The sequence below is a fragment of the Faecalibacterium sp. OM04-11BH genome, from assembly GCF_003482185.1.
In the GTDB taxonomy this organism is placed as follows: Bacteria; Bacillota; Clostridia; order Oscillospirales; family Ruminococcaceae; genus Faecalibacterium; species Faecalibacterium tardum.
On sequence record NZ_QULS01000002.1, the window covers coordinates 355423 to 379389 of the forward strand.

Annotated in this window: 22 protein-coding genes and 2 other RNA genes; 4 read left to right on the plus strand and 20 right to left on the minus strand. The window is 60.2% G+C overall.

Going from position 1 to position 23967, the window contains the following annotated elements:
- Positions 1 to 238: 238 nt before the first annotated feature.
- From DXB44_RS03450 to DXB44_RS03495, 10 genes are all read right to left on the minus strand, one after another.
- Positions 239 to 502, minus strand: a complete 264-nt coding sequence (locus tag DXB44_RS03450; protein ID WP_118657743.1) for a TIGR03905 family TSCPD domain-containing protein — start codon at positions 500 to 502, stop codon at positions 239 to 241.
- Positions 503 to 507: 5 nt separating this feature from the next.
- Positions 508 to 1368 (minus strand): PHP domain-containing protein, encoded by an 861-nt coding sequence (locus DXB44_RS03455; RefSeq protein ID WP_005926700.1) that lies wholly within the window; start codon positions 1366 to 1368, stop codon positions 508 to 510.
- A 14-nt stretch (positions 1369 to 1382) separates the two neighbouring features.
- Positions 1383 to 3659: a hydratase gene (locus DXB44_RS03460; RefSeq protein WP_118657744.1), complete on the minus strand. Its 2277-nt coding sequence runs from the start codon at positions 3657 to 3659 to the stop codon at positions 1383 to 1385.
- A 159-nt stretch (positions 3660 to 3818) separates the two neighbouring features.
- A complete protein-coding gene (locus tag DXB44_RS03465) occupies positions 3819 to 5180 on the minus strand; it encodes an MATE family efflux transporter (RefSeq protein WP_118657745.1) in 1362 nt (453 codons plus the stop codon).
- A 190-nt stretch (positions 5181 to 5370) separates the two neighbouring features.
- The gene (locus tag DXB44_RS03470) at positions 5371 to 6153 is read right to left on the minus strand and encodes an amino acid ABC transporter ATP-binding protein (RefSeq protein ID WP_097780085.1); all 783 of its coding nucleotides are present in this window, start codon (positions 6151 to 6153) and stop codon (positions 5371 to 5373) included.
- A 15-nt stretch (positions 6154 to 6168) separates the two neighbouring features.
- A complete protein-coding gene (locus DXB44_RS03475) occupies positions 6169 to 6816 on the minus strand; it encodes an amino acid ABC transporter permease (RefSeq protein WP_005926715.1) in 648 nt (215 codons plus the stop codon).
- A 44-nt stretch (positions 6817 to 6860) separates the two neighbouring features.
- The gene (locus tag DXB44_RS03480) at positions 6861 to 7703 is read right to left on the minus strand and encodes a transporter substrate-binding domain-containing protein (protein ID WP_118657746.1); all 843 of its coding nucleotides are present in this window, start codon (positions 7701 to 7703) and stop codon (positions 6861 to 6863) included.
- A gap of 567 nt (positions 7704 to 8270) precedes the next feature.
- Positions 8271 to 9299, minus strand: coding sequence for a hypothetical protein (locus DXB44_RS03485; RefSeq protein WP_118657747.1), 1029 nt, complete (start codon positions 9297 to 9299; stop codon positions 8271 to 8273).
- Between the two features lie 92 nt (positions 9300 to 9391).
- Positions 9392 to 10933: a cardiolipin synthase gene (gene cls, locus DXB44_RS03490; RefSeq protein WP_118657748.1), complete on the minus strand. Its 1542-nt coding sequence runs from the start codon at positions 10931 to 10933 to the stop codon at positions 9392 to 9394.
- Between the two features lie 174 nt (positions 10934 to 11107).
- Positions 11108 to 11956, minus strand: coding sequence for a DegV family protein (locus tag DXB44_RS03495; protein WP_118657772.1), 849 nt, complete (start codon positions 11954 to 11956; stop codon positions 11108 to 11110).
- Between the two features lie 257 nt (positions 11957 to 12213).
- On the opposite strand from DXB44_RS03495, the gene DXB44_RS03500 reads away from it, so the two are divergent.
- Positions 12214 to 12756 (plus strand): DUF1836 domain-containing protein, encoded by a 543-nt coding sequence (locus tag DXB44_RS03500; protein ID WP_118657749.1) that lies wholly within the window; start codon positions 12214 to 12216, stop codon positions 12754 to 12756.
- 69 nt (positions 12757 to 12825) lie between these two features.
- On the opposite strand, the gene ssrA is transcribed toward DXB44_RS03500, so the two are convergent.
- The 9 genes from ssrA to DXB44_RS03545 all read right to left on the minus strand — a co-directional run bounded on the left by ssrA (position 12826) and on the right by DXB44_RS03545 (position 18905).
- Positions 12826 to 13176: a transfer-messenger RNA gene (gene ssrA, locus DXB44_RS03505) on the minus strand.
- A 72-nt stretch (positions 13177 to 13248) separates the two neighbouring features.
- Positions 13249 to 13731: an SsrA-binding protein SmpB gene (gene smpB, locus DXB44_RS03510; RefSeq protein WP_112091044.1), complete on the minus strand. Its 483-nt coding sequence runs from the start codon at positions 13729 to 13731 to the stop codon at positions 13249 to 13251.
- A 101-nt stretch (positions 13732 to 13832) separates the two neighbouring features.
- A complete protein-coding gene (gene recR / locus DXB44_RS03515; protein ID WP_055184757.1) occupies positions 13833 to 14432 on the minus strand; it encodes a recombination mediator RecR in 600 nt (199 codons plus the stop codon).
- Between the two features lie 19 nt (positions 14433 to 14451).
- Complete coding sequence (locus DXB44_RS03520) at positions 14452 to 14790, minus strand: YbaB/EbfC family nucleoid-associated protein (RefSeq protein ID WP_015538350.1); 339 nt, start codon at positions 14788 to 14790, stop codon at positions 14452 to 14454.
- A 30-nt stretch (positions 14791 to 14820) separates the two neighbouring features.
- A complete protein-coding gene (gene dnaX / locus DXB44_RS03525) occupies positions 14821 to 16704 on the minus strand; it encodes a DNA polymerase III subunit gamma/tau (RefSeq protein ID WP_118657750.1) in 1884 nt (627 codons plus the stop codon).
- 90 nt (positions 16705 to 16794) lie between these two features.
- Positions 16795 to 16893: signal recognition particle sRNA small type (gene ffs / locus DXB44_RS03530), an RNA gene on the minus strand.
- A 145-nt stretch (positions 16894 to 17038) separates the two neighbouring features.
- Complete coding sequence (pta, locus tag DXB44_RS03535) at positions 17039 to 18064, minus strand: phosphate acetyltransferase (RefSeq protein WP_055184761.1); 1026 nt, start codon at positions 18062 to 18064, stop codon at positions 17039 to 17041.
- 251 nt (positions 18065 to 18315) lie between these two features.
- The gene (locus DXB44_RS03540) at positions 18316 to 18573 is read right to left on the minus strand and encodes a DUF2442 domain-containing protein (RefSeq protein ID WP_055184763.1); all 258 of its coding nucleotides are present in this window, start codon (positions 18571 to 18573) and stop codon (positions 18316 to 18318) included.
- Between the two features lie 11 nt (positions 18574 to 18584).
- On the minus strand, positions 18585 to 18905 hold the full coding sequence (locus DXB44_RS03545) for a DUF4160 domain-containing protein (RefSeq protein ID WP_242958658.1): 321 nt from the start codon (positions 18903 to 18905) through the stop codon (positions 18585 to 18587).
- A 114-nt stretch (positions 18906 to 19019) separates the two neighbouring features.
- Between DXB44_RS03545 and DXB44_RS03550 the strand changes: the two genes are divergently transcribed.
- The 3 genes from DXB44_RS03550 to DXB44_RS03560 are packed head-to-tail and all read left to right on the plus strand — an operon-like array spanning position 19020 to position 23248.
- Entirely contained in the window at positions 19020 to 19592 is a 573-nt protein-coding gene (locus DXB44_RS03550; RefSeq protein WP_118657751.1) for a uracil-DNA glycosylase, read from the plus strand.
- Between the two features lie 59 nt (positions 19593 to 19651).
- Positions 19652 to 20737, plus strand: a complete 1086-nt coding sequence (locus DXB44_RS03555; protein ID WP_118657752.1) for a hypothetical protein — start codon at positions 19652 to 19654, stop codon at positions 20735 to 20737.
- Positions 20738 to 20761: 24 nt separating this feature from the next.
- Positions 20762 to 23248, plus strand: coding sequence for an ATP-dependent DNA helicase (locus DXB44_RS03560; RefSeq protein ID WP_118657753.1), 2487 nt, complete (start codon positions 20762 to 20764; stop codon positions 23246 to 23248).
- Between the two features lie 146 nt (positions 23249 to 23394).
- Here the strand turns inward: DXB44_RS03560 and DXB44_RS03565 are convergent, their stop codons facing one another.
- On the minus strand, positions 23395 to 23910 hold the full coding sequence (locus tag DXB44_RS03565; RefSeq protein ID WP_118657754.1) for a cob(I)yrinic acid a,c-diamide adenosyltransferase: 516 nt from the start codon (positions 23908 to 23910) through the stop codon (positions 23395 to 23397).
- Positions 23911 to 23967: the final 57 nt, after the last annotated feature.

Below are 23967 nucleotides of genomic sequence, written 5' to 3' on the forward strand. Positions count from 1 at the left end.
ATCCGCCCTCATTTGCTGGAAATGCGTACAAATTGTGACATAAAGCGCAGCGCAAAATCATTTAAAACACTCCCTCAAAAGTGCAATGCCGGGCAGCCCGCGGGCTGCCCGGCATTGCACTAATTTAAAATAATTTTCCGCTGTTCATGCCCAGAGCATAGCGGCGGGCATTCAAAATCGTCCCCGCGCAAAAAGAGAGCCGCCGCACAAGGTTCTGTGCAGCGGCTCTCCGGTGGGTTTAGTTCATCTCTTCCAGTGCCTTTTTCAGGTTCTTGGCGATCTGGTCCGGGCAGCTGGTGCTGCGGAAACCGCACAGCGTACCGTCCATGCGGGCAATGGCGTCCTCTGCCTTCATGCCGGTAAGCAGCTGGCAGATGCCTTTCAGGTTGCCATTGCAGCCGCCGATGACCTCGATGGATGCAATGGTGTGGTCATCGTTCAGTACAAAGTTGGTCTGCTTGGAGCAGGTACCCTTGTTCGGGAAGGAAAATTCCTTGCTCATAGTCTTTACGTCCTCTCTCTTTTACGTTTTTCAGCGATGGCGCGCAGCTGCGCTGCGGCTTCGTCCGGTGCGGTGCAGGTGCCGATGGGGTGCGGGTGCTTGTGGTTGCGGCCATGGAAGTCCGTACCTGCGGTCGCCACAAGGCCGTACTGCTTGCACAAAGCAAGGCACTCGGCGCTGTCCTCCGGGCTGTTACTGGGATGGTACACTTCAATGCCGTCCACTGCACCCTCTGCCGCCAGTTCGCGCAGCAGGGGCATGCTTTTGTACACCGTGGGGTGGGCAAACACCACCGCGCCGCCGCTGGCTTTAGCGGTAGCCAGCACCTGACGCACCGGCAGATACTCCGGCGAGTGCAGCACGATGCCCCGGGGGTTCCACCCGAACAGCTTGTGGTAGGTCTCGCCGTAGATGCTGCCATCGGTCAGACCCAGCAGTTCCAGTGCCTGCATCAGCCCGCTTTTGAACAGCACCCCGCTGGCCTTGGTGGTCTCCCACGCAAGGTCGGTGGTAAACTGCGGGTACAGCTGTTCCAGCTCCTTTGCGCTCTGCAAAGCGCAGGCGTTGCGGCGCTCTTTCATGATGGCGCAGTGCTCCCGCAGCGCCGGGCAGTCCACGTCCGGGTAGTAGCACAGCAGGTGCACCCGGTGCTGGCGCTCAAAGTCGTAGCCGGTCAGCTCCACGGCGGGGATCAGCTCTACCCCGTCCTGCCCGGTGTGGGCATAGGCATACTGGGCGCTGAGCAGAGTATCGTGGTCCGAAAGGGCGATGGCGTGCAGCCCGGTGCGGGCGGCGATGGGTGCCAGCCGCTCGATGGGCACAGCACCATCCGAGCAGGTGGAATGGATATGCAGGTCACAGGACATAGCGGGTTACTTCCTTAGTGCTTATAGAAATTGATCAGGCAGCCGTCAGCCAAAATCTGGCGCTCATCGGTAGTGAGCGGAGCCATATACAGGCTGAACTCCTTGACGGTATCGCCCAGAACATAGGCCTTGATGTTCTGCAAATCGCCCTTGAGTGCTTCCCGCACATTGGGGATGAGCACATAGTCTCCCAGACCAAAGGGGGTGGCGCCTGCCAGCTGCAGGGGCAGCATACCCCAGTTGATCAGGTTGGAGCGGTAACGCTTGGTGGCGTACTCGGTAACGATATTGGCACCGGCACCCAGCACACGCTGGCAGCTGGCGGCCTGCTCACGGGCAGAGCCGTCGCCGGGCTTGACTGCAAAGATGGTAGAGGCGATCTGGATATCGTTCCAGCTCAGCTGTTCGCAGCCGGGCACAGCGTTCACCTTAGCCAGCAGAGCGGCGTCCCCTGCACCGGCGCGGCGGGCAGCTTCCTCAGCCTGCACGGCCTTGGCGCGACTCACATACTCCGGGTCCTTGCGGCTGAGGGTGAACTCAGCCAGACCCAAGGGGTTGGAACGGTAAGAGGAAGTCTCGCCGGAGGGGATTAGCTCGTCGGTGGTGGTGACGGGGTCGGTGATATAAGAAGCCACCTTCAGCAACAGGTTGTCACCCAGCGGTGCGATCTCCGGCCAGTCCTTGATGTTGGGGCCAAACTTGAGCAGGGCATCGTAATCGCCCTTGCCAAAGCCCTGATACACGCGGGTGTCGTAGCTGGAGGCATCGTACTGGTACTCCGGCACGGTGGGATCGTAATCAATGTCGGTGGCGGGGGTCAGGATGCCGCCGTTTGCGGTGGTGGCTGCAATGCTGCGGGCATCCATCAGTGCCACACCGGCCAGCTGGCCGCTGCCGGGCTTGGAGCCCTCGCGGCTGGGGAAGTTGCGGGTGGTGTGGCGGATGGACAGTGCGCCGTTTGCGGGCACATCGCCTGCGCCGAAGCAGGGGCCGCAGAAGGCGGTGCGGATGGTAGCGCCGCTGGCCATCAACTCGCCGATGACGCCGGTGCGCACCAGTTCCATCATGATGGGCTGGCTGCCGGGGTAAACGCTCAGGGCGTAGTCGCCGCAGCCGCCGGTGTGCCCCTTGAGGATGGAAGCAGCCTCGTAGATGCTGTCGTACAGGCCGCCTGCGCAGCCTGCAATGACGCCCTGATCCACACGCAGCTTGCCGTTTTCGATCTTGCTGCACAGATCCAGCTGCACGTCCTTGCGGCCGATCAGCTTCTGCACATCCTGCTCGCAGGCGTGGAGAATGTCCTCCAGGTTTGCGTTCAGCTCCTCGATAGTAAAGGCGTTGGAGGGGTGCATGGGCAGGGCGATCATGGGACGGATGGCAGAAAGATCCACCTCCACCACGCCGTCATAGTAGGCAAGGTCTGCCGGTGCCAGCTTTTTATAATCTGCTGCACGGCCGTGCACTGCCAGAAAACGCTGGGTGGTCTCATCAGTCTCCCAGATGGAGGACAGACAGGTGGTCTCGGTGGTCATGGCATCAATGGCGTTGCGGGTATCCTGCCGCAGGGAGGCAATGCCGGGGCCCACGAACTCCATGACCTTGTTCTTGACGTAGCCGCTCTTGAACAGCTTGCCCACAAGGGCAATGGCTACATCGTGGGGGCCGCAGCCCGCCGGCAGACTGCCGGTCAGGTAGATAGCCACCACGCCCGGGCAGGCAACATCGTAGGTGCGGCCCAGCAGCTGCTTTGCCAGCTCGCCGCCGCCCTCGCCGATGGCCATGGTGCCCAGTGCGCCGTAGCGGGTGTGGGAGTCCGAGCCAAGGATCATTTTGCCGCAGCCCGCAAAGCGCTCGCGCATATACTGGTGGATGACTGCCATGTGCGGGGGCACAAAGATGCCGCCGTACTTTTTGGCAGCGGACAGACCAAAGCGGTGGTCGTCCTCGTTGATAGTGCCGCCCACAGCACACAGGCTGTTGTGGCAGTTGGTAAGCACATAAGGAATGGGGAACTTTTCCAGCCCGGAAGCACGGGCGGTCTGGATAATGCCCACAAAGGTGATGTCATGGCTTGCCATGGCATCAAACTTGATCTTCAGGTTCTCGGCATCGCCGCTGGTGTTGTGTGCCTGCATAATATTGTAGGCCATGGTACCGGTCTTAGCCTTGGCAACGGCAGCGGCATCAAAGCCCTTTGCTGCCAGTGCAGCGGGTGCATTGCCGTCTGCGGGCACCCACTCTCCGCGCGCATAGTACGCACCGCCGGTGCTGCATTTGATCATATCCAACATCTCGATTCGCCTCTCTTTTTGTATTTCCCGCCCGCCGCAATTGCGGGCATTGCCCCGGCAGTGCGGGGTCATCCCTGCCCTGCCCTGTTACGGCAAAGCCGTATTTACTTGTTATTATAGCATGAAAGGGCGAAAAGAAAAAGCACTTTTTATGAACCCTTACTGCGCCTTTGCGGCGGCTTCCTGCTGCTTTTCCTTTTGCAGTTTACGGAACACCACAAAATAGGCCGGGATCAGGAAGAAGCAGGCAAAGAACCATGCCACCGGGCTTGCGATGCAGGCGGCAAAGTAGCCCCACAGCGGCACGAACCAGAAGCCCACCATGGCGCGGGCGATCATTTCAGCCACACCGGCAAACATGGCAAGACCGGAGTGCCCCAGACCCTGAATGGTGTAGCGGTAGATGATAAGCACTGCCAGCGGGATGTAGAACACACTGTTCCAGAAGATGAAGTCCTGCGCATTGGCCATAATGGCGGTCTCGCCTGCGTCCAAAAACAGGCCGATCAGGGGCTTGTCCAGCACGCGCAGGATGAGGAAAGAGGCCACGCTGTACACGCAGCCGATGCCCAGTGCGGTGTTCACGCCGCGGTTCACGCGGTTCAGATCCTTTGCGCCCATATTCTGGCTGGTGTAGGTTGTCATGGCGGTGCCGATGCTCTCCAGCGGCACGCTGAGGAACTGCGCAGCCTTGCCGCCGGCGGTCTGCGCGGCCACGATATCGCTGCCCAGACCGTTCACCGCGCCCTGCAGCACCACGCTGCCAATGGCGGTAATGCTGCACTGCAGACCCATGGGGAGACCCATGGCGCAAAGCTTTGCGCAGTGCGGAGCGCTGATGCGGCCCTCTTCCCTGCTCCAGCGCAGTTCCGGGTAGTGGCGCATGATGTAAATAAGGCTGCCAATGCCCGCCACAGCCTGACTGAACACGGTGGCAAAGGCGGCGCCGAACACGCCCATGTTGAACAGGATGATGCAGGCAAGATCCAGCCCGATGTTCAGCACGCTGGCCACCAGCAGGAAATACAGCGGGCGCTTGCTGTCGCCCAGTGCACGCATCAGGGCGCTGGTCACATTATAAAGCAGAGTGAAGGGGATGCCTGCAAAAATGGTGCGGATATACACATCCGCAAGGTCGATGATATCGGTCGGGGTGTTCGTCCACACCAGCACCAGCCGGGTCATAGCCACCGTAACAATGGTGAGCACCGTGGCAAAGGCGATGGACAGCCACACGGTATTGGCGGTGTAGCGGCGCATCTCGTGGTGGTCGTGGGCACCGAAGGTCCATGAGATGGGAATGGAAAAGCCGCAGGCAATGCCGTTGACAAAGCCCAGCACCAGATAGTTCAGGCCACCCACGCTGCCTACCGCCGCCAGCGCTTCCACGCCCACAAACCGGCCCACAATGATGGTATCGGCCAGATTGTAGAACTGCTGGAACAGACTGCCCAGCATCAGCGGCACAGCAAAGGCAAGCAGCAGCTTCAGCGGGCTGCCCTGCGTCATATCTTTGGTCATGGAAATATACCTCCTGCCCACACAAAAAAGATGGATGTTCGCATTTTTGCCGTGAAAAACGCCCTGCCGGAAAAGCGGCAGGACGTTGTAAGGATTCATGAATGGTATTATAGCGGAGCAGCGCCGGTTTTACAAGACTTGGTTTGCATCAACATTTCCATTTTTTTGCGTAAAGAATTGGTGATTTTGCTCATTCCGCGTAGTGTGCCAAGAACTGCCGGGTGCGCTGTTCGCGTGGGTGGTCGATCAGCTGCTTTGCAGGGCCTTCTTCCACCACCACGCCGCCGTCCATAAACAGGATGCGGTCGGCCACATCCCGGGCAAAGTGCATCTCGTGGGTCACGATGATCATGGTGGTCTTGCGGTCGGCCAGTTCCCGCAGCACCCGCAGCACTTCGCCGGTCAGTTCCGGGTCAAGGGCGCTGGTGGGCTCGTCAAAGCAGAGGATGTCCGGGTGCAGTGCCAACGCCCGGGCAATGGCTACCCGCTGCTGCTGCCCGCCGGAAAGCTGGTGCGGGTAGTGGTCTGCCCGCTCCGAAAGCCCCATCTGCGCCAGCAGTTCCCGCGCCTGCTGTTCCAGCTGGGCGTGCACCGCCTTTTTGTTGGCGCGGTAGTCCGGGCGCTCCTTTGCCAGCAGCTCCCCTGCCAGCATCACGTTCTGCAAGGCGGTATACTGCGGGAAGAGGTTGAAGTTCTGGAACACCAGCCCGAAGTGCAGCCGCTTTTTGCGGATCTCGCTTTCCCGCTGGGTGGCGGGGTCGGCGGCGTCCCACATGGTCTCGCCGTTCACCCGGATGCAGCCGGTGTCCGGCCGCTCCAGAAAGTTCAGGCAGCGCAGCAGGGTGGTCTTGCCGGAGCCGGACGAGCCGATGATGGCCAGCGCCTCGCCCTGCTCTAAGGTAAGGGAAATATCTTTTAAGACCTTTGTATCTCCGAAATTTTTGCCAATGCCGGAGGCTTCCAGTAATGCCATATTTTAAAAACCTCCTCAGCAGCGGAAATAATCCAGTTTCTTTTCAGCCCAGTTAAACAACAGGGTGAGCGCACCTACGAACACAAGGAAGAACAGCGCCGTGGAAAACAGCGGCCAGATCAGACCCTTTGCGCTGTACTCCTTGGCCATCATGATGATCTCCTTGTTGGCAATGGTGTTTGCCAGTGAGGTGTCCTTGACAAGGGTGATGATCTCGTTGCCCATGGGCGGCAGAATGCGCTTGACCACCTGCAAAAGGGTGACCTTGAAAAAGATCTGCGTGCGGGTCATGCCCAGCACCTGCCCGGCCTCGGTCTGGCCTTTGGGCACAGCCTCGATGCCGCCGCGGTAGATCTCGGAAAAATAGCAGGCGTAGTTGATGGCAAAGGCCACAACCGCCGCCACCATGCGTCCGCCGGAGCCGGAGGGCCACGGGTTATTCATGCCCAGCAGACCGGGGCCCAGATAAATGACGATGATCTGCAGCATCAGCGGCGTACCGCGGATGACCCAGACAAAGGTCTTTACCGCACCGGACAGTAACCTGCACCGGCTCATGGAGCCAAAGGCCACCACCAGCCCCAGCGGCAGCGCAAACAGCAGCGTAAGGGCAAACAACTCACAGTTGAGCAGGAACGCGCCGGAAAGGCGCCCAAGGATCACAGACACAAAAACACACCCATCTATCGTTTTGTTTTACGCCCGGCTCAGTCGGCCAGCGCCAGCTCGTACTTCTCGGCCAGTGCCTGCATGGTGCCGTCAGCCTTCAGTGCGTCAAAGGCGGCGTCCACTGCGGCGGCGGCATCGCTGCCCTTGCGGAAAGCCACGCCGTATTCCTCGGCGTTCAGTTCGTCCACGATCTTCAGACCGGCGTAGTCGGTGCCTTCCCCGATCATGGCGTTGGCAAGGGTCAGGTCCAGCACAGCGGCATCTGCCGTACCGGCAGCTACCTCCATCAGGCAGTCGGTCTGCACGCTCTTGGAAACATAATCGGCCTTGGCAAGGTTTTCATCACCCTGAATGGCGGCTTCACCGGCAGAACCGGCCTCGGCCACCACGGTCTTACCGGCAAGGTCGGCGGTGGAGGTATAGGCGGTGCCCTCCTTGACCACCACGACCTGTGCGTTCTTGGCGTAGGCCTTGGTGGTAGCGGTGTTGGCCATGATATCCTCGGTCAGGGTCATGCCGTTCCAGATGCAGTCGATGCTCTTGGCGTCCAGCTCCACCACCTTGGTGTCCCAGTTGATCTCCACGAACTCCGGCTCTACGCCCAGCTTTGCGCACACAGCAGTGGCAAGCTCGGTATCAAAGCCGGTAAAGTTGCCGTCGGCATCGGTGTAGTTCATGGGCTCGTACACGGTGTAGCCGATGACCATTTTGCCCTTGCCCTTGATGTAATCCAGATCACTGCCCGTCGCTGCGGATACCGAACCGGCTGCACTGCCGGAAGCAGATGCCGCCGCAGAGGTGGATGCACTGCCGCCGCAGGCTGCAAGGCTCAGTGCCAGAGCACCGGCCAGAAATGCACTTGCAATACGCTTGAGTTTCATATCTTTTTCCTCCCATAGGGGACGTTCTGCGTCCCGCTTCCCTCTCGATTTACCGTTTTACCATGCTAAAGCGGTAAACTGTGGTTATAGAATAGCGCGTTTGCCGCCGTTTTGCAAGAGGAAACCTTTATTTTTTGCACATTGCACTGCTTTGCCCCGCCCGTAAGCCCGCTTTTTGTGGGAAAGTGTGCATACCCCTTCCGGCTTTGCGCCTGAGAGGACAGTTGCAAATACCCCTTCCGTCTGCTCACTGCGTTCGCAGCCACCTTCCCCAAGGGGACGGCTTAACTCCCTCAGTCAAAGCCTGACGGCTTTGACAGCTCCCTCGGAGAGGGAGCCTCTAGCGTATCCGCAAACTTTGTGCCCGAACCGGAAACTTTACCGCCATGCCAAAGGCCCCATCCTAGAGGGGGCTGTCGCCGCAGGCGACTGGGGGAGTATCCGCAAATGCCCTCCCGTGAAAATGAGATAGCGGAGCGTCCGCAGACGCTCCGCTATCTCGAAATTAAAAATAATTTTCCGCTGATCATGCCCAAAGCGCACGCGGCGGGCATTCCAAATTGTCCCCTACTGCTCCGCCATGGCCTTTAGCGCCGCCTTTTGCAGGTCGGTAACTGAGATGGTGCACAGCGCCTTCAGGTCGGCGTCCGTGCCGTCTGTGGAAAGCTTACCGATCTCCACGGCGTTTTTGCCCTTCAGGTAGCTGCACCAGCCTGCGCTGTGCTCATACCACTCCTTGCCTAACGCGCTTGCGCTGCGCATTCCGTAGCGGTCGCCCAGTTCGTTTTTGGTGTACACCGGCTCACGCGGGGCAGACACGGTGCCGTCCGCGCTGACCGTCAACTCCGGCTCGGTCATATCGCCGATGGCGCTGGTCACCCGGGCGTTCTCGTCCATAGTCACCACCGCCAGCGTGATTTTTGCCTGTACCTGCGCGTCCTTGTCGTCTGTGCCCACAAGCCCCTGCGGCATTTCGGCCACCTCTACGCCCAGCTTGACCGTATCGCCCCGGGCAGCGCCCAGCGCCTGCGCATTTTCGCAGGCGCGGACGATGGCATCCCGGTAGCGGTCCACCGCAATAGTGCAGCCAGAGAGAAGGTCTGCATCGGTGGGCTTGCCGTCCGCATCCGTTTTCAGCTTTTTCACTTCCTCCGGGGTCTTGCCCTCAAGCCAGCTGCTAAAGGCATCGGCCTGCTCCGCCCAGCCTTTTTTCAGGCCGGACACCTCTGCCAGCGGGTAGTCCTTCCCCTTCTGGCGCTTGGTGCGGGTGTCGGTGGGGGTGGTCACCTTGCCGGTGCCGTCCGCACTGACTGAAAGCTCCAACTCGTCCAGTGTTACCCCAGCCAGCTTGCCGTCTGCATCCAGCAGCACGGCAGCCGCCACGGTGTGGATGCTGCCCGCACGGTCTGTGCCGGCCGTTTCGGTCAGAACCCCCAACCCAGTACGCCACGCCGCGCCTTGCGCCGCGCTGCTGCCCGTAGAGGTGCTTCCGCTCACAGAACCGGAGCTGCTGCCGGAGTTTCCCCCGCCGCAGCCGGTCAATGCCAGTGCTGCCGCCAGCGTGCAGCACAAAAACCAACGCGATGCCTGTTTCATATCGTCACATACGCTCCCTTTCCGTGCCTGCATTGCAGACGCAGGCTTTGGAGCTAGTGTACCCCGCCGTGCGGGATTTTATGAGCAGGTGTTTACATCAGCGGGCTAAGCAGCCGCAGCACGCTGTCCAGCACCGTACCGGCCAGCCCGGTGCGGCAGTCCGCGCACTGCACCTCCCGGCACTGGGGCAGGGTGCGGCGCACATCGTCCCGCAAAGCCAGCACCTGACTGTTTTGCAGCAGCAGCACCCCGCACTCGAAGTGCAGGAACATACTGCGGTAGTCCATATTGATGCTGCCCACCACCGCCGCGCGGTCATCGCTGACGCAGCACTTGGCGTGGAGGAAGCCCGGGGTGTACTCGTAGATGCGCACCCCCGCCCGCAGCAGGGGCAGATAGTACGAGCGGCTCAGCCGGAACACCAGCTTTTTGTCCGGGATGCCCGGCAGCACCAGCCGCACATCCACCCCGCGCTTGGCGGCGTTGCGCAGCGCATCCAGCATTTCCTCGCCGATGGCGAGATAAGGCGTATAAAAATAAACGTATTGCTGTGATTGTGCCAGAATATCCAGATAGACCGTTTCTGCCACCGGCTCTTCGTCCAGCGGGCTGTCTGCGTAGGGCTGCACCACCCCATCGCTGGCAGGCAGCACCGCAAGCTGCGGACGGAAGGCGCTGTAATCCTGCTCAAAGGGACGGAAGGCGTTCCAGAAATCCAGAAACATCACGGTAAAGTTCCACACCGCAGCGCCCTCGATACGCAAGCCCGCATCCTTCCAGTAGCCGAAGCGGGTAATCGCGTTGATATATTCATCTGCCAGATTGATACCGCCGGTGTAGGCCACCTTACCGTCTATCACCACGATCTTGCGGTGGTCGCGGTGGTTCATCACCAACGAGAGCAGCGGCACCACCGGGTTAAAGGGGATGCAGCGGATATGCGCCCGCTCCATGCGCACCACAAAGTCCTTGGGCAGACCCAGCAGGCTGCCGAAGTCGTCGTAGATCAGCCGCACGTCCACCCCTTGTGCCGCCTTGCACCGCAGAATATCCTCCACGCCCTGCCACATCTTGCCCTGACTGACGATGAAGAACTCCAGAAAGATGCTCTTTTCCGCCTTTTCAAGGTCGGCCAGCAGTGTCGGATACATGGCTTCGCCGCAGGAGAAATACCGGGCGGTGGTGTTCTGCCATGCGGGATAGCAGCCGTATTGGGTCAGGTAGCGGCTCACGCCCCGGTTTTCATCGTACAGTCCGGCAGTCTGCCCGGGCTGCTGGGCGCGATCTGCCCGGTGCGCCTGCTCTACTGCCTGCATTTTGCTGCGCAGACGGCGGGAGGGGCGCTTGTTGCCAAAGGCCAGATACAGTGCCCCGCCCAGCAGCGGCAGCAGCCCGATGAGGGCGATCCAGCCCACCTTATAGGCGCTGTTTTCGTCCTTGCGCACCAGATACAAAACGATGAGCAGGCTCAGCCCATTGAGCACCCCTGTGACCCACACCCGCGCCGTACCGGTGGTGAGGGCAAAAAACACCCACGCCAGCCATGCAAGCTGCAGCGCTACCAGCACCACCGTGACCGTGATGCGGTTGAGGATGCGGTTGAAAAACTTGACGATCGGCAACCGGAACAGCATACCATTTCCCCTTCCCGTGTTTCCTTGCCTCTATAATACAGGTAAGTATAACGCGGTTTTTCCCCCTTTGCAAGTTTTTGGTGTCGGGTGCACCGGAATTATTCCGCATAAAAAATTCACCGGAGCGTCCGCAGATGCCCCGGTGAATCGAAATCATAGTATCATATTTTCCGCTCAGACGGTGGGTGCTTCGTTATCCTCGTAGCCCACCATCAGGCCACCGTACTCCGCGTAGTAGCTGCACAGAGCGCCGCAGGTGCCTACCTCCACTTTGGCCTCCGGGAACACGGCATGAACCATGTGCTTCAGCCGCTCCGCAGCGGCAGCGTTGCAGCAGTGGTCGATATGCACCCGGCCATTGGTCAGGCCGTGCGCCTTCATTTCCAGCACTATGCGCTCCAGTGCGCCGTGCTCGCCGCGGGTCTTGCACAGAACCTCCAGATCACCGGCGTCGCTGGCCTGACCGATGACCCGGATGCCCAGCATCCGCGCCACCGCAGCCACAGCGGGCTTCACGCGGCCATTGCGGGCAAGGTTTGCCAGAGATTCCAGCGCAAACAGCAGATGGGTGTGCTCGTGATACGCCCGGATCTCCTCGCACACGGTATCATAGGGCTTGCCTGCCTTGATCAGCGCCGCCAGACGCTCTACCAGCAGCCGGGACTCCGCACCGGTGGACAGGCTGTCCAGCACAAAGACCCGCGCGCCCTCGTGGTTCTGCTCGTATTCCTCGCCCGCCAGCAGTGCGGCATTATACGCACCGGACAGCGTACCGGTAATGGTTACAACATACACCTCGTCTGCGCCCTCGTAGGCAGTGAGCCAATCCGAGATGTTGGGGCAGGAGGTGCTGGTGCGTCCCTTATAGGTGCGCAGCTTCTCGGCCAGCGCGGGGGCGTCCACTTCTGCGGTATCCACATACTCCTGCTCGTCGGTCAGGATCTTCAGCGGCACACAGGCAAACCCTACATCGGGAAGCTCGTACACATTTGCAGAGGAATCTACAACGATTTTGCTTTTCATATTTTTCTCCATTTTCAAGCGGCGCACGCCGCAGTCATTCCTTTGTTCGTGACCATCATATCAGTTTTTCAAAACCCTGTCAACTGTTTTCTCGAATTCTTTTACAAAGTTTTCGCAGACCGTTGACCAATTTTCCAAAATGCGGTATACTATTTCACAGGCAGAAGTGCTTTTGCGGAAAGCAATTGCCCTGCCTTTGCACAAAAACAACGTCCCTGCTTGCAAAAAGTGCAGGAGCATGAACGGAACAAGATACTATGAAAGCTGAAACCAAACTCCGCGTTGCGGCATGTGCTGCGGGCTTTGCCCTGCCCCGGTACAACGATCTCCCCTCGGTAGGGCTGTATCTGGACCAGACGGTGCAGTTTGTCAACGGCTACTTCCGCAGCTTCTGCGGCGTGGAGCTGACCCCGTCTATGGTGAGTAACTACGTCAAAAAAGGGGTGATAGACCACCCCATCCGCAAAAAATACACCCGGGATCAGATCGCATCCCTGATGTACATTGCAGTTTCCAAGACCGTGCTCTCGATCGAAAACATCGACACTTTGTTCAAAATGCAGCGGGAGCACTGCTCTGCCGGGACAGCCTACGATATCTTCTGCGAGGAACTGGAGACCAGTCTTTCTGTGGTGTTCGGCGGCAAGGCAGCCCAGCCGGAGACTACGCTCAACGATGAGCGTCTGCTGCTGCGCAGCACCATTTTTGCCGCGGTCAATAAAATATATCTGGACTGCTGCTTCGATGCCTTGCGGCAGGAGCAGGCACTGTGGTCGGATATCCTGCCGGATCTGGCGTAACCGTACAGCACGGAATAGCAGATATAACAAAAGCCACCCGAAAACTTACGTTTTCAGGTGGCTTTTTTCTGGTGGAGGCGATGGGAGTCGAACCCATGTCCGAAAAGAGCTCAGTGTAGGTATCTCCGGGTGCAGGCGATCTACAACATTCCCGCCGCGCCACGCCGATCGTCAGGCTAGCGCTTTGGTAGCTTCATGAGTTCCTGCCGGTCCGCAAAGCTTAGGTCCGTTCAGGTGCTGTGTCTAAAGGACGCCCCGACCCCACACGACACAAGAGTGGGCGGAACGCGCAGCACTCAGGCTGCGAGCAACTGATAATTATTGTTGTCAGTTAATTTTTTTGGAGGAGTTATAGAGCAGTTCCCCCACTGCTACCCGCTGCCCAGACCTCGCTCCCCCCGTCGAAACCTTTACGCCCCCTTATAAAGCACATCTTGCGATGTGCGGAAAGCTTGGTTTTCTGCGGTGAGCCGCAGTCTGCAATTGGAATGCTTAATAGTACTTGCCGTTGGACTTCACAGCCCGGTCAATGGAGCGCTTTGCATCGCGCTGGGCGGCATCGGCACGCTTGTCGTACAGCTTTTTGCCCTTGCACAAGCCCACTTCCATTTTTACGCGGCCATGCTTGAAATAAAGCGAGAGCGGCACCAGCGTATAGCCCTGCAGCTTGCACTGCTGGTGCAGACGCCGAATCTCACTTTTGTGCGCCAGAAGCCGCCGGACACGCATGGGGTCCTGATTGAACAGGTTGCCGTGGTCGTAGGGGCTGATGTGCATCCCCTTTACCAGCAGCTCGCCATTTTCAATATCTACCCAGCTGTCCTTCAGGTTGACCCCGCCGGCCCGCAGGCTTTTCACCTCGGTGCCTTTGAGCTCCACACCGGTCTCCAGCGCTTCCAGAACAAAATACTCGTGACGCGCTTCGCGGTTGGTGGCGATGGTCTTGGTCGCCGGGCGCTCCTTTGTGGGTGCCATGCTGCGCGCCTCCTTTCTCCGTTCCGTTTGTTGTTTCAGTATACCATTTTTTCAGGGTAATGCAAGGGCTGTTTCTGACAGAATTGTAAATTTTTACAAACTCACAGCTCTCCCCGGCCGGAAAGTGCCCGGTACAGGGTGGTCTCGTCGGCGTATTCCAAGCTGGCGCCCACCGGCAAACCGGAGGCAAGCCGGGTGACCCGGATGCCCAGCGGCTTGATGAGCTTTGCCAGATACATGGCGGTAGCTTCGCCCTCCACGGTGGGGTTCATGGCCATGATGACCTCCTTCACCGTATCGTCCTTCAGCCGCGCCAGCAGCTCCTTGACGGTCAGCTGTTCTGCGCCCACACCGGCCAGCGGGTCCAGCAGGCCGTGCAGCACATGGTACAGGCCGTTATACTCCCGGGTGCGCTCAAAGGCCTGCACGTCCCGGGGCTTTTCCACCACGCAGATCACTGAAGTGTCCCGCTTGGCGCTGGCGCACACCGGGCACAGGTCGGCGTCCGTGTAATTCTGGCAGATGCGGCACCGGTGCAGCCGGGTGTGCGCACCGCGGATGGCGTCCGCCAGCGCCGCAGCATCCTTATCCGACATACTCAGCACCTGATAGGCCATGCGGGTAGCGCCCTTGCGGCCCACGCCCTGAAACTTGCCGAACTCTTCGATCAGCTTTTCCAGCGGTGCGGCAGTGTAGTCCATGGTATCTCCCCTTCCCGGCTCAGAGACCCGGAATGTTCAGGCCGCCGGTCAGCTTGCCCATCTCGGCCTCGGCGGTCTCATCCACCTGCTTCACGGTGGCGTTGATGGCAGCAGCCACCATGTCTTCCAGCATCTCGATGTCATCCGGGTCCACGGCCTCGGGCTTGATGGTGATAGACAGCACCTCGTGCTTGCCGTTCATCTTCACGGTCACCATCTCACCGGCGGCGCTGCCGGTGTACTCGGCGGCTTCCAACTCGGCCTGCTTGCTCTTCATGTCCTCCTGCATCTTCTGAGCCTGACGCATCAGGGCGTTCATATCGGGGCGGCCGTAGCCTGCGGGCATTCTTGCTTTCATAATGGTATTCTCCTTTATTATAAACAATTTTTATCGCTTTTTGCGGGCGGTATCCTCAATGCTGACCTCTAGCCCCAGTTTTTCCAACGCCAGAAGGGACTGCTCTGCGTTGGAGGCGGTCTTTTCGGCAACCTTGGGCTCGTAGGGGCCGATAGGCACCGGCACACCGGATACCTCGGCGATCAGCTTTTTGATCAGCTTCTGGCTGTCCTTGTTCACCCGGATAAAATCCCGGAAGGTCTTGCCGCCGTCGATCAGCACGCGGGTGCCGTCAAAGTAAGCCTTGGACTTGCGCAGATACATATACAGCATGGGGTCGATGCCTTCCAGCTTCTGCACGATCTGTCCCCAGTACGGGAAGGGGTTCGTGCCCTGCTGCGCCACGCTGCGGGGCTTTGTCAGCACCGGGTCGGCGGGGTGCTCCTGCGCCGGGGCTGGCGATTCCTCTGCTGCCGGGGCAGGCTGCGCGGGTTCTGCAGGGACAGATTGCTCCGGCTGACTGACCGGCTCCGACTGCTCCGGCGGCGGTGCCTGCGGGGCAGGCTCGTCCCAAGGCAAAGCCGCTTTGCTCTGCTGTACCGGCGGTTCCTCCGGCATAGGCGGCAGCTCGTCCGCAGGTGCAGGCGGAGCTTCCGGCGCGGCGGGCGGGGGTGTTTCCTGCATAGCAGGGGCAGGTTCTGCTACTGCTGCCGGGGTCTGGGGTGCAGCAGCTGCGGGGGCAGGCTGCACCGGGGCGCTGGCAAAGGGCTGCACCGCTGCCGTAAAGGGGCGGGGTGCTTCCGGCTGTGCCGCGCGGGCGGGGGCGGGTTGCACCGTTACCGCCTGCAGCTGCTGGGGCGGCTCGGACAGGCTGAACAATGCCAGTTCCAGCTCAATGCGCTGGTCGCTGCCGCGGGTCATGTGTTCCAGCGCCGTGCCCAACGTGCGGATGGCGCGGATAGCTTCCCGCTGGCCCATCTCCGGGCCTTTTTGCAGGTACAGTGCCTCTTCCTCCGGCGAAACACCGGACAGCAGCGCCTGCCCGCTGGGCAGTGCCGCCAGCATCAGGGCGCGGTAGTGGGCGATCAGTTCCTCGGTCAGACGTTTCACGTCCACCGACTGCTGCCGCAGCTGTGCCAGCTGTGCCAGCGCGGCAGCAGCATCCTGTGCTTCCAGCGCGTCCGAAATACGGAACAGGTAGCTGCGGTCGGTCACACCCGCCATGCGGCGCACCACGTCCGCGTCGATCTTTGCGGTAACGCCGGCGCAGGTGTCCAGAATGGACAGTGCATCACGCAGCGCACCATCGGCCAGACGGGCGATCAACTCTGCGCCGTCGGAGGTCAGCTCCAGCTTTTCCTCCCCGGCGATATACTCCACCCGCCGTGCGATATCCTCCGGCCCGATGCGGGTAAAATCGTACCGCTGGCAGCGGGAGAGGATGGTGGCGGGCACTTTTTGTATTTCCGTCGTCGCCAGAATGAAGATAACGTGTGCGGGGGGCTCTTCCAGCGTTTTCAGCAGCGCATTGAAGGCCGCTGTGGACAGCATGTGCACCTCGTCGATGATATACACCTTATACTGGCAGGCGCTGGGGGTATAGGCGGTCTCGTCCCGCAGGTCGCGGATATCGTCCACGCCGTTGTTGGAGGCTGCGTCCATCTCCACCACGTCCAGCAGACTGCCGTTGTCGATGCCCTTGCAGATCTCGCATTTCCCGCAGGGGTCGCCGCCCTCCGGGTGCAGGCAGTTGACCGCCTTGGCAAAGATCTTGGCGCAGGTGGTCTTGCCGGTGCCGCGCACGCCGGTAAACAGATACGCATGGCCTACGCGCCCTGCGGCAATCTGGTTTTTCAGGGCGGTCACGATAGCACGCTGGCCCACCACATCCTCAAACCGCTGGGGTCTCCATTTGCGGTAAAGCGCACGATACATGGCAATCTCTCCCCTTTCCCGGCCTTTGCGGCAAAAATAAAAGGACAGCGCACGACGGGGTTTTGTCCCCGCCTTGCGTAACTCGGCATACGGATGCAGGCTTACTGAAACGCACGAACGCACTGCTTAAGGCTGCTTGGTTCCCCACCTGACCTGGTTCACAGCGAGCCCATCGTACAGGACCCGCATCCGTATGCCGAACCACGCAGCAGGCGCTGTCCGACACATCCTTGTGGATGCTAAGATATTGTACCATAAACCCCGCCGGATTGCAAGAGGGGGCAAAACAAAAAGGAGAAGCCCGAAAGCTTCTCCTCGTTTGTGCCGAAATTGTTTAAGACTGGCAAGCGGTGATCAGGCTCATCTTGTACACCTCGTCTGCGTTGCAGCCGCGGGACAGGTCGTTGATGGGCGCGTTCAGACCCTGCAGGATGGGGCCGTAGGCAGCGTAGCCGCCCAGACGCTGTGCGATCTTATAGCCGATGTTGCCGGCCTCGATGCAGGGGAAGATGAAGGTGTTGGCCTGACCAGCCACCTTGCTGCCCTTGCACTTGACCTGTGCAACCTCGGGAGCAACGGCTGCGTCAAACTGCAGCTCGCCGTCCACAGCCAGCTCGGGGTCCATCTCCTGTGCCTTGATGGTGGCGTCGTGGCTCAGTGCCACGGTGCCGCCCTTGCCGGAGCCCTTGGTGGAGAAGCTCAGCACAGCCACCTTCGGGTCGATGCCGAACAGCTTTGCGGTGCGGGCAGTCTCCACAGCCACCTCTGCCAGCTTGGAAGCGGCAGAGATCTTGACCTCGCCGGTAGCCTTATCGACGGTATCGGTGTAATCAATGTTGACAGCGCAGTCGCCCATGGCAATGCGCTTCAGACCCTCTTCGCCGCAGTCGCGGTCCAGAATAAAGCAGGAGCTCACCAGATGTGCGCCCTTCTTGGTCTTGACCAGCTGCAGAGCGGGACGGATGGTGTCGGCGGTGGAGTAGGTAGCGCCGCCCAGCAGGCAGTCTGCCTTGCCCATCTTCACCAGCATGGTGCCGAAGTAGTTGGACTTTTTCAGCAGTGCGGTGCACTCCTCTGCGGACTGCTTGCCCTTGCGCAGCTCCACCATGGTGCTGACCATCTCATCGAAACCGGCGTAGTTCTCCGGGTCGATGATCTCGGCAGCGGAAATATCAAAGTTACCGGCGGCGGCAGCAGCCTTGCACTCTGCCTCGTTGCCCACCATAACGACCTTCAGCACGCCCTCGGCCAGCAGCTTGCTTGCGGCCTCCAGAATGCGGGGGTCATTGCCCTCGGTGAACACGATCGTCTTGGGATTTGCCTTCAGCTGTGCTACCAGCGGTGCAAACATATCAGCCATTGTGATTACCTCCGAAAATGCTTTCCAAAATTTGCTTCCTCTGTCTGTTGGACACAAGGATGCCTTTCTTCTTTATTCTAGCACAGACGGCAAAAAGTTCAAGACAAAATTGTGTTTTTGTGCTATATTTTAGGGGAGAAAGCCTTGTTTTATTTGTGAATAAAATATCATACTGGTTTTAAGGGATATTTTCCCCTGCAAATATAAAAAAGAGCCCGTGTCGTTCACAGGCTCTATGGGCAGATGCTCCATCATGCAGTTTTCTTTACGAGGATGCTGTTCTCATACAGCTCGTGGGGCGCAACGTCCTGCCCCTCCGGCCATTCGATACCCACGCCGCCGGGCAGCAGCTGCACCGCATTGAAATAGCTTTCGTCTTTCAGCTGTCCGTACCACGGACCCGTTGCATAGGGCGCAACATCAAAGAGCTTCACCTCACCCGTTTCGTAGAACAGGCGAAGCTTCAAGGGGCTTATGGTCTCCACCTTGGTCAATTTTGGCTGTAACATAAGATCACTCCTTATTTCAAAGGGTCAATACGGAAGAACTGCTCACCATTGCTCAACAGCTTCCAATTCGCTTCCAGATCATCGTGGTGTATTACCACCCACGCTTCCAGCAGCTTCAGCTTGTTTTTCGGAAAGCCGCCTTCCAAGATCGTCCCATCCAGCGTCATCACGATCTCTTCCCCGGAATATTCCGCATGGATATGCGGCATATTGTGTTTTCCACCCTGCTCTCGGTACATTCTGACGATGATGCCATAAAATATGCTTAGTACCGGCATTTTACCCACTCCCTTCTTCAAGCTCATTTTATCATACGCAGGTGTTTTTTTCAAGAAACCAAGATAATCTCTTTTGGGTATTTGCCGTACTCTTGAATCTGTGTTATAGTTTACAATGTTGTAATTTGCAAATAAACCGCCAATCTGATTTTAAAGGAGATGTTCTCCATGGATATGGATACTTTAAAGGCCGAATGCCTTGCCTGTACCCGATGCGAGCTGTGCGCCACCCGGACGAACGTGGTGTTCGGGCAGGGCGTGCCGGACGCCGAGGTGCTGTTTGTGGGCGAGGGTCCCGGCCAGAGCGAGGACGAGCAGGGTCTGCCCTTTGTGGGGCGCAGCGGCCAGCTGCTGGACAAATACCTGTTTGCCATCGACCTTGACCGCAGCAAAAACTGCTATATTGCCAACATCGTCAAGTGCCGCCCGCCCCAGAACCGCGACCCGCTGCCCGCCGAGAGCGAAGCCTGTATGCCGTGGCTGCGGGAGCAGTTCCGGCTGCTGCAGCCCAAGATCGTGGTCTGCCTTGGGCGCATTGCCGCCCAGCGGATGATCCGGCAGGATTTTTCCGTCACCCGGGAGCACGGGCAGATCATTGAAAAAAGCGGCATCCTGTTTATGGGCACCTTCCATCCCGCCGCCCTGCTGCGCCAGCCACAGAACAAGCCCGAAGCCTTCGCGGACTTTACCGTGCTGCGGGACACCATTGCCGCCGTGTGCGAGCATACCTATCATAAATAAGGCCATGAACCAACCGCGCCGCTTTTGCATACTGTAAAGCAAAAGCGAGGTGTTTTTGTATGGAAAGTTCCGTGCATCCTTCTGTGGATTTCTTTTTGGGCGCTACAACGCCCGCCGGGTTCAAGGGCTACTTTGCGCCGCTGCGCCGGGAGCCCGGGATGCAGCTGGTGCTGCTCAAAAGCGGGCCGGGCTGCGGCAAGTCTACCCTGATGAAGCGTCTGGCGCGCGCCGCACAGGATAAAGGCGAACCCATCCAGCGCATCCACTGCGCCAGCGACCCCGACAGTCTGGATGGCGTGGTGTTTCTGCGCCAGAAGCGTGCCATCATCGACGCCACCGCGCCCCATGTGGTGGAGCCGGAAGCCCCCGGCGCAGACGAGCGGGTGCTGAGTTTGTACCACACCATCGACGCCGATGCCCTGCACTCCCACAAGGACGAGGTAACCGCCCTGTTTGCCCGCAACCAGCTGCTGCGCAGCCGGGCGGCGCGGTATGTGGCCTCGGCAGGCAGCCTGCTGCTGGACAGCCGCCGCGCCGAAGCGTGCAGTGCCAACTTTGAAAAAGTGCGCCGCTACGTCAAGCGGCTGTGCACCCGCCTTTTGCCCCGCACTGAGGAGATGGGTTCTGAAGAGCTGCGGCTGCTCTCGGCCATCACGCCCAAGGGCGAGGTGTTCTATCAGGGCACGGTGCAGGCGCTGGCCGACCGGTGCATCCTCTTCCGGGATGACTACGGGGCAGTCTCCCGCCTGCTGCTAGAGCTCATCCGCGCCGAGGCGCTGGCGCGGGGCTACCACATCATCACCTGCCCCTGCGCCATGCACCCGGAGGATAAAATTGACCACATTATCATCCCTTCCCTGAGGCTGGCGTTTCTGACCGACAACCGCTGGCATCCGGTGCGGCTGTCTGCGGCGCAGACCGTGCGGTGCAGCCGTTTTGTGGACCGGGAGAACCTTTCTGCCTGCCGTGCACGGCTGCGCTTCAACGAGCGCGCCGCCGCCGAGCTGCTGGAACAGGCCTGTGCCCTGATGGCGCAGGCAAAAAGCTGCCACGATGAACTGGAGACCTACTACCGCACCGCCGTAGACTTTGCACAGGTGGATGTCGCAGCAGCACAGTGCATGGAGCTGTTCGGGGTAGGATAACGAAAAAAACGGAGGTGAAACGCCTTGGCAAGCATCCATCTGCCCATCCGGCAGCTGGTGGAGTTTTTGCTGCGCACCGGCAGCATCGACAGCCGCTTTGCCGGCTTTGACCGCGCCAACGAGGGTGCACGCATCCACCGCAAACTGCAAAAGGCCGCCGGGGAGGGCTATCAGGCCGAGGTATTCCTCAGCGCGGAGTGGGAGGCCTGCGGCATCGCCTTTACGCTGGAAGGCAGGGCAGACGGCATTTTCACCGACGAAAACGGCACCGTGACCATTGACGAGATCAAGACTACCACTGTGCCTTATGAGGAGATCACCGAGGAGCTGAACCCCTGCCACTGGGCGCAGGGCATGGTATATGCCGCCATTTTCAGCAGCCAGCAGGGACTGGATGCGCTTGCCGTGCAGCTGACCTATTATCAGGTCGATACCGACCAAATTCAGCGCTTTACCCGGCAGTTCTCCCGGCAGCAGCTGGAGCAGTTTTTGCAGCAGCTTTTAACGCAGTACGCCCCGTGGGCGCAGCGGCAGCTGGACTGGGACACCCGGCGCAGCCAGAGCCTTGCGGCGCTGCAATTCCCCTTTGCGGAATACCGCCCCGGGCAGCGGGCGCTGGCGGGCGAGGTGTACCGCGCCTGCCGCGCCGGGAAGAGCGCCGACCGCAAGGGCGGCACCCGCGTCTTTTGTCAGGCGCCCACCGGCATCGGCAAGACCATGAGCGCGCTCTTCCCTGCTTTAAAAGCCATGGGCGAGGGCTGCGGCGCAAAGCTGTTCTACCTGACCGCCCGCAACACCACCCAAGCCGCCGCCGAGGACGCCATCGCGCGGCTGCGTACCGCCCAGCCCGGTCTTGCCCTGCGCAGTGTGACCCTGACTGCCAAGGAAAAGGCCTGTCTGCACCCGGACGCCGAAGGGCACCCCGCCTGCCTGCCGGAGGTGTGTCCCTTTGCCAACGGCTACTACGACCGCCGCAAGGACGCGCTGGCGGCTCTGCTGGACGGCAGCGGCAGCTTCAGCCGCGCTGCGCTGGCAGACACCGCCCGACAGTTCTCGGTGTGCCCCTTTGAGCTAGGGCTGGACTTGAGCGAGTGGTGCGATGTGGTCATCGGAGACTACAACTATCTGTTTGACCCGGTGGTGCACCTCAAGCGTTTTTTCGATGCCGCCGGGGACTGGCTGTTCCTCATTGACGAGGCGCATAATCTGCCGGACAGAGCCCGCGCCATGTACTCGGCGCAGTTTGCCAAAAGCAGCCTGACCGAGGCAAAGCGGGCGCTGGGCAAGGGCAAAAGCAGCCTGAAAACCGCACTGACCAAGGCGGATAAAGTCTTTCTGGCGGCGCGCAAGGCCTGCGCACAGGCTGCGCCCCGCACAGGTGAAGAGCCCGCCGGGGAGACTGAGCCTACGCAGGTGAGCCTGCTGCCCGCCGAGACCGTCCCGGATTTTGCCCTGCCGGAGCCACTGTACGCCAGGGACGGCACCGTGTTTTTGCAGCAGCTGCCTGCTGCCCTGCCCGCCGCTCTGCGGGCGGTGCACCCCCCGTTACAGGACTGGCTGGAGCAAAACCCCGAGGACCCCGCCCACGCGCAGCTGCTGGAGCTCTACTTTGCCTTGCAGGATATTGCCCGCGCCGCCGACCGATACGACAGCCATTTTGTCACCCAACTCACCGCCCGGGGCAGCGAGTTAGAACTGCGTCTGCTCTGCTTAGACCCCGCGCCCTTTGTGGACGCCAGTCTGGCGGCAGGGCGTAGCGCGGCGCTGTTCAGTGCCACATTGACCCCGCCTGCCTTTTACCGCAGCGTGCTGGGCTGCGCCAATGCCCGGGCGGTGGCGCTGCCAAGCCCCTTCCCGCCGGAAAATCTGGGGCTGTTCTGCCTGCCGGGCATCTCCACCCGCTACCGCCAGCGGGAAGCCAGTGTGCCCGCCGTAGCCAATGCGCTGGCGGCGCTGGCAAAGGGCAAGACCGGCAACTATCTGGCGTTTTTCCCCAGCTACGCCTATTTGCAGCAGGTGTACGAGGCCTTTGCCGCCCGCTGGCCGGATATCTCCACCCTTGTGCAGCAGCGCAGCTTGGACGATGCCGGGCGCGCAGAGTTTCTGGCGCAGTTTGTGCCCCGCCCCGCAAAAACGCTGCTGGGCTTTGCCGTGATGGGCGGCATTTTCGGCGAGGGGGTAGACCTTGTGGGCGACCGGCTCATCGGCTGCGCCATCGTGGGGGTGGGTCTGCCGCAGGTGAATCCCCGGCAGGAGATGCTGCGCCGGTATTACGAGGAGCAGTCCGGCTGCGGCTTCGACTACGCCTACCGCTACCCGGGCATGAACAAGGTGCTGCAGGCCGCCGGGCGGGTGGTGCGCACCCCGCAGGACAAGGGCGTGGTGCTGCTTTTGGACGACCGCTTTGCGCAGCCCGACACCGCCCGTCTGTTCCCGCCGCACTGGCAGCACATCCAGTATCTGCCCGGTACCGCCGCGCTGGAAACGGCGCTGGCAGCGTTCTGGGGATAGTATCCTCGCCCTCTCAGGCGCTCCCGCGCCGGCTCCCCCAAAGGGGGAGCCAAGCCGTAAAGTTCAGCACTAAAGTATCAGGAGAAACAAAAAAGTTTCCGACAGCCGCAAAAGCCTTCACCCAAGGGGTGAAGGCTTTTGCCACATCAATACTCAATACCCTTCCGTGCGGCAATGCCCTTCTGGTAGGGGTGGCGGCGGCAGCACATCTCGGTGAGGTAATCTGCGGCGTCCAGCATCCACCCGGGGGCTGCGTGAGCGGTCAGGACGCATTCCTGCCCGGCGGGGCGGTGCAGCACCGCCTGCTGCAACAGGGCTTTATCCACCATGTCCAGTTCCCACGCGCTGCCAGCTTCGTCCAGCACCAGCATATCACAGGGCTGCGCCAGCGCCGCCGCAAGGTTTTGGTTCTGCAAAGCGCGGGTAGCAGCCTTTTCGGCTTCGTTCATCTGAAAGACGAATTTCTGCCCGGCCTTGCCCCGGTAAACGGTGGCACCCAGCTGCTCCAGCAGCGGGATCTCCCCGCTCTGCCCGCCCTTTAAAAACTGCACGATGACCACACGTTTTCCGCTGCCCAGCGCCCGCAGGGCAAGTCCCATGGCGGCTGTGGTCTTGCCCTTGCCGTCGCCGTAATACAGATGCAAAAGGCCTAAGCTTTCCATCGTCTTTCTCCTTTTTTGGCTCTCCCGTTTTTGTAACAAAAGGCACCCGCAGCAGAA

Excerpts from the sequence above, each read along its gene's own strand:
- DXB44_RS03450 (WP_118657743.1), bottom strand. The coding sequence starts at position 502 with ATGAGCAAGGAATTTTCCTTCCCGAACAAGGGTACCTGCTCCAAGCAG.
- DXB44_RS03455 (WP_005926700.1), bottom strand. The coding sequence starts at position 1,368 with ATGTCCTGTGACCTGCATATCCATTCCACCTGCTCGGATGGTGCTGTG.
- DXB44_RS03460 (WP_118657744.1), bottom strand. The coding sequence starts at position 3,659 with ATGTTGGATATGATCAAATGCAGCACCGGCGGTGCGTACTATGCGCGC.
- DXB44_RS03465 (WP_118657745.1), bottom strand. The coding sequence starts at position 5,180 with ATGACCAAAGATATGACGCAGGGCAGCCCGCTGAAGCTGCTGCTTGCC.
- DXB44_RS03470 (WP_097780085.1), bottom strand. The coding sequence starts at position 6,153 with ATGGCATTACTGGAAGCCTCCGGCATTGGCAAAAATTTCGGAGATACA.
- DXB44_RS03480 (WP_118657746.1), bottom strand. The coding sequence starts at position 7,703 with ATGAAACTCAAGCGTATTGCAAGTGCATTTCTGGCCGGTGCTCTGGCA.
- DXB44_RS03485 (WP_118657747.1), bottom strand. The coding sequence starts at position 9,299 with ATGAAACAGGCATCGCGTTGGTTTTTGTGCTGCACGCTGGCGGCAGCA.
- cls (WP_118657748.1), bottom strand. The coding sequence starts at position 10,933 with ATGCTGTTCCGGTTGCCGATCGTCAAGTTTTTCAACCGCATCCTCAAC.
- DXB44_RS03495 (WP_118657772.1), bottom strand. The coding sequence starts at position 11,956 with ATGAAAAGCAAAATCGTTGTAGATTCCTCTGCAAATGTGTACGAGCTT.
- DXB44_RS03500 (WP_118657749.1), top strand. The coding sequence starts at position 12,214 with ATGAAAGCTGAAACCAAACTCCGCGTTGCGGCATGTGCTGCGGGCTTT.
- smpB (WP_112091044.1), bottom strand. The coding sequence starts at position 13,731 with ATGGCACCCACAAAGGAGCGCCCGGCGACCAAGACCATCGCCACCAAC.
- recR (WP_055184757.1), bottom strand. The coding sequence starts at position 14,432 with ATGGACTACACTGCCGCACCGCTGGAAAAGCTGATCGAAGAGTTCGGC.
- DXB44_RS03520 (WP_015538350.1), bottom strand. The coding sequence starts at position 14,790 with ATGAAAGCAAGAATGCCCGCAGGCTACGGCCGCCCCGATATGAACGCC.
- dnaX (WP_118657750.1), bottom strand. The coding sequence starts at position 16,704 with ATGTATCGTGCGCTTTACCGCAAATGGAGACCCCAGCGGTTTGAGGAT.
- pta (WP_055184761.1), bottom strand. The coding sequence starts at position 18,064 with ATGGCTGATATGTTTGCACCGCTGGTAGCACAGCTGAAGGCAAATCCC.
- DXB44_RS03540 (WP_055184763.1), bottom strand. The coding sequence starts at position 18,573 with ATGTTACAGCCAAAATTGACCAAGGTGGAGACCATAAGCCCCTTGAAG.
- DXB44_RS03550 (WP_118657751.1), top strand. The coding sequence starts at position 19,020 with ATGGATATGGATACTTTAAAGGCCGAATGCCTTGCCTGTACCCGATGC.
- DXB44_RS03555 (WP_118657752.1), top strand. The coding sequence starts at position 19,652 with ATGGAAAGTTCCGTGCATCCTTCTGTGGATTTCTTTTTGGGCGCTACA.
- DXB44_RS03565 (WP_118657754.1), bottom strand. The coding sequence starts at position 23,910 with ATGGAAAGCTTAGGCCTTTTGCATCTGTATTACGGCGACGGCAAGGGC.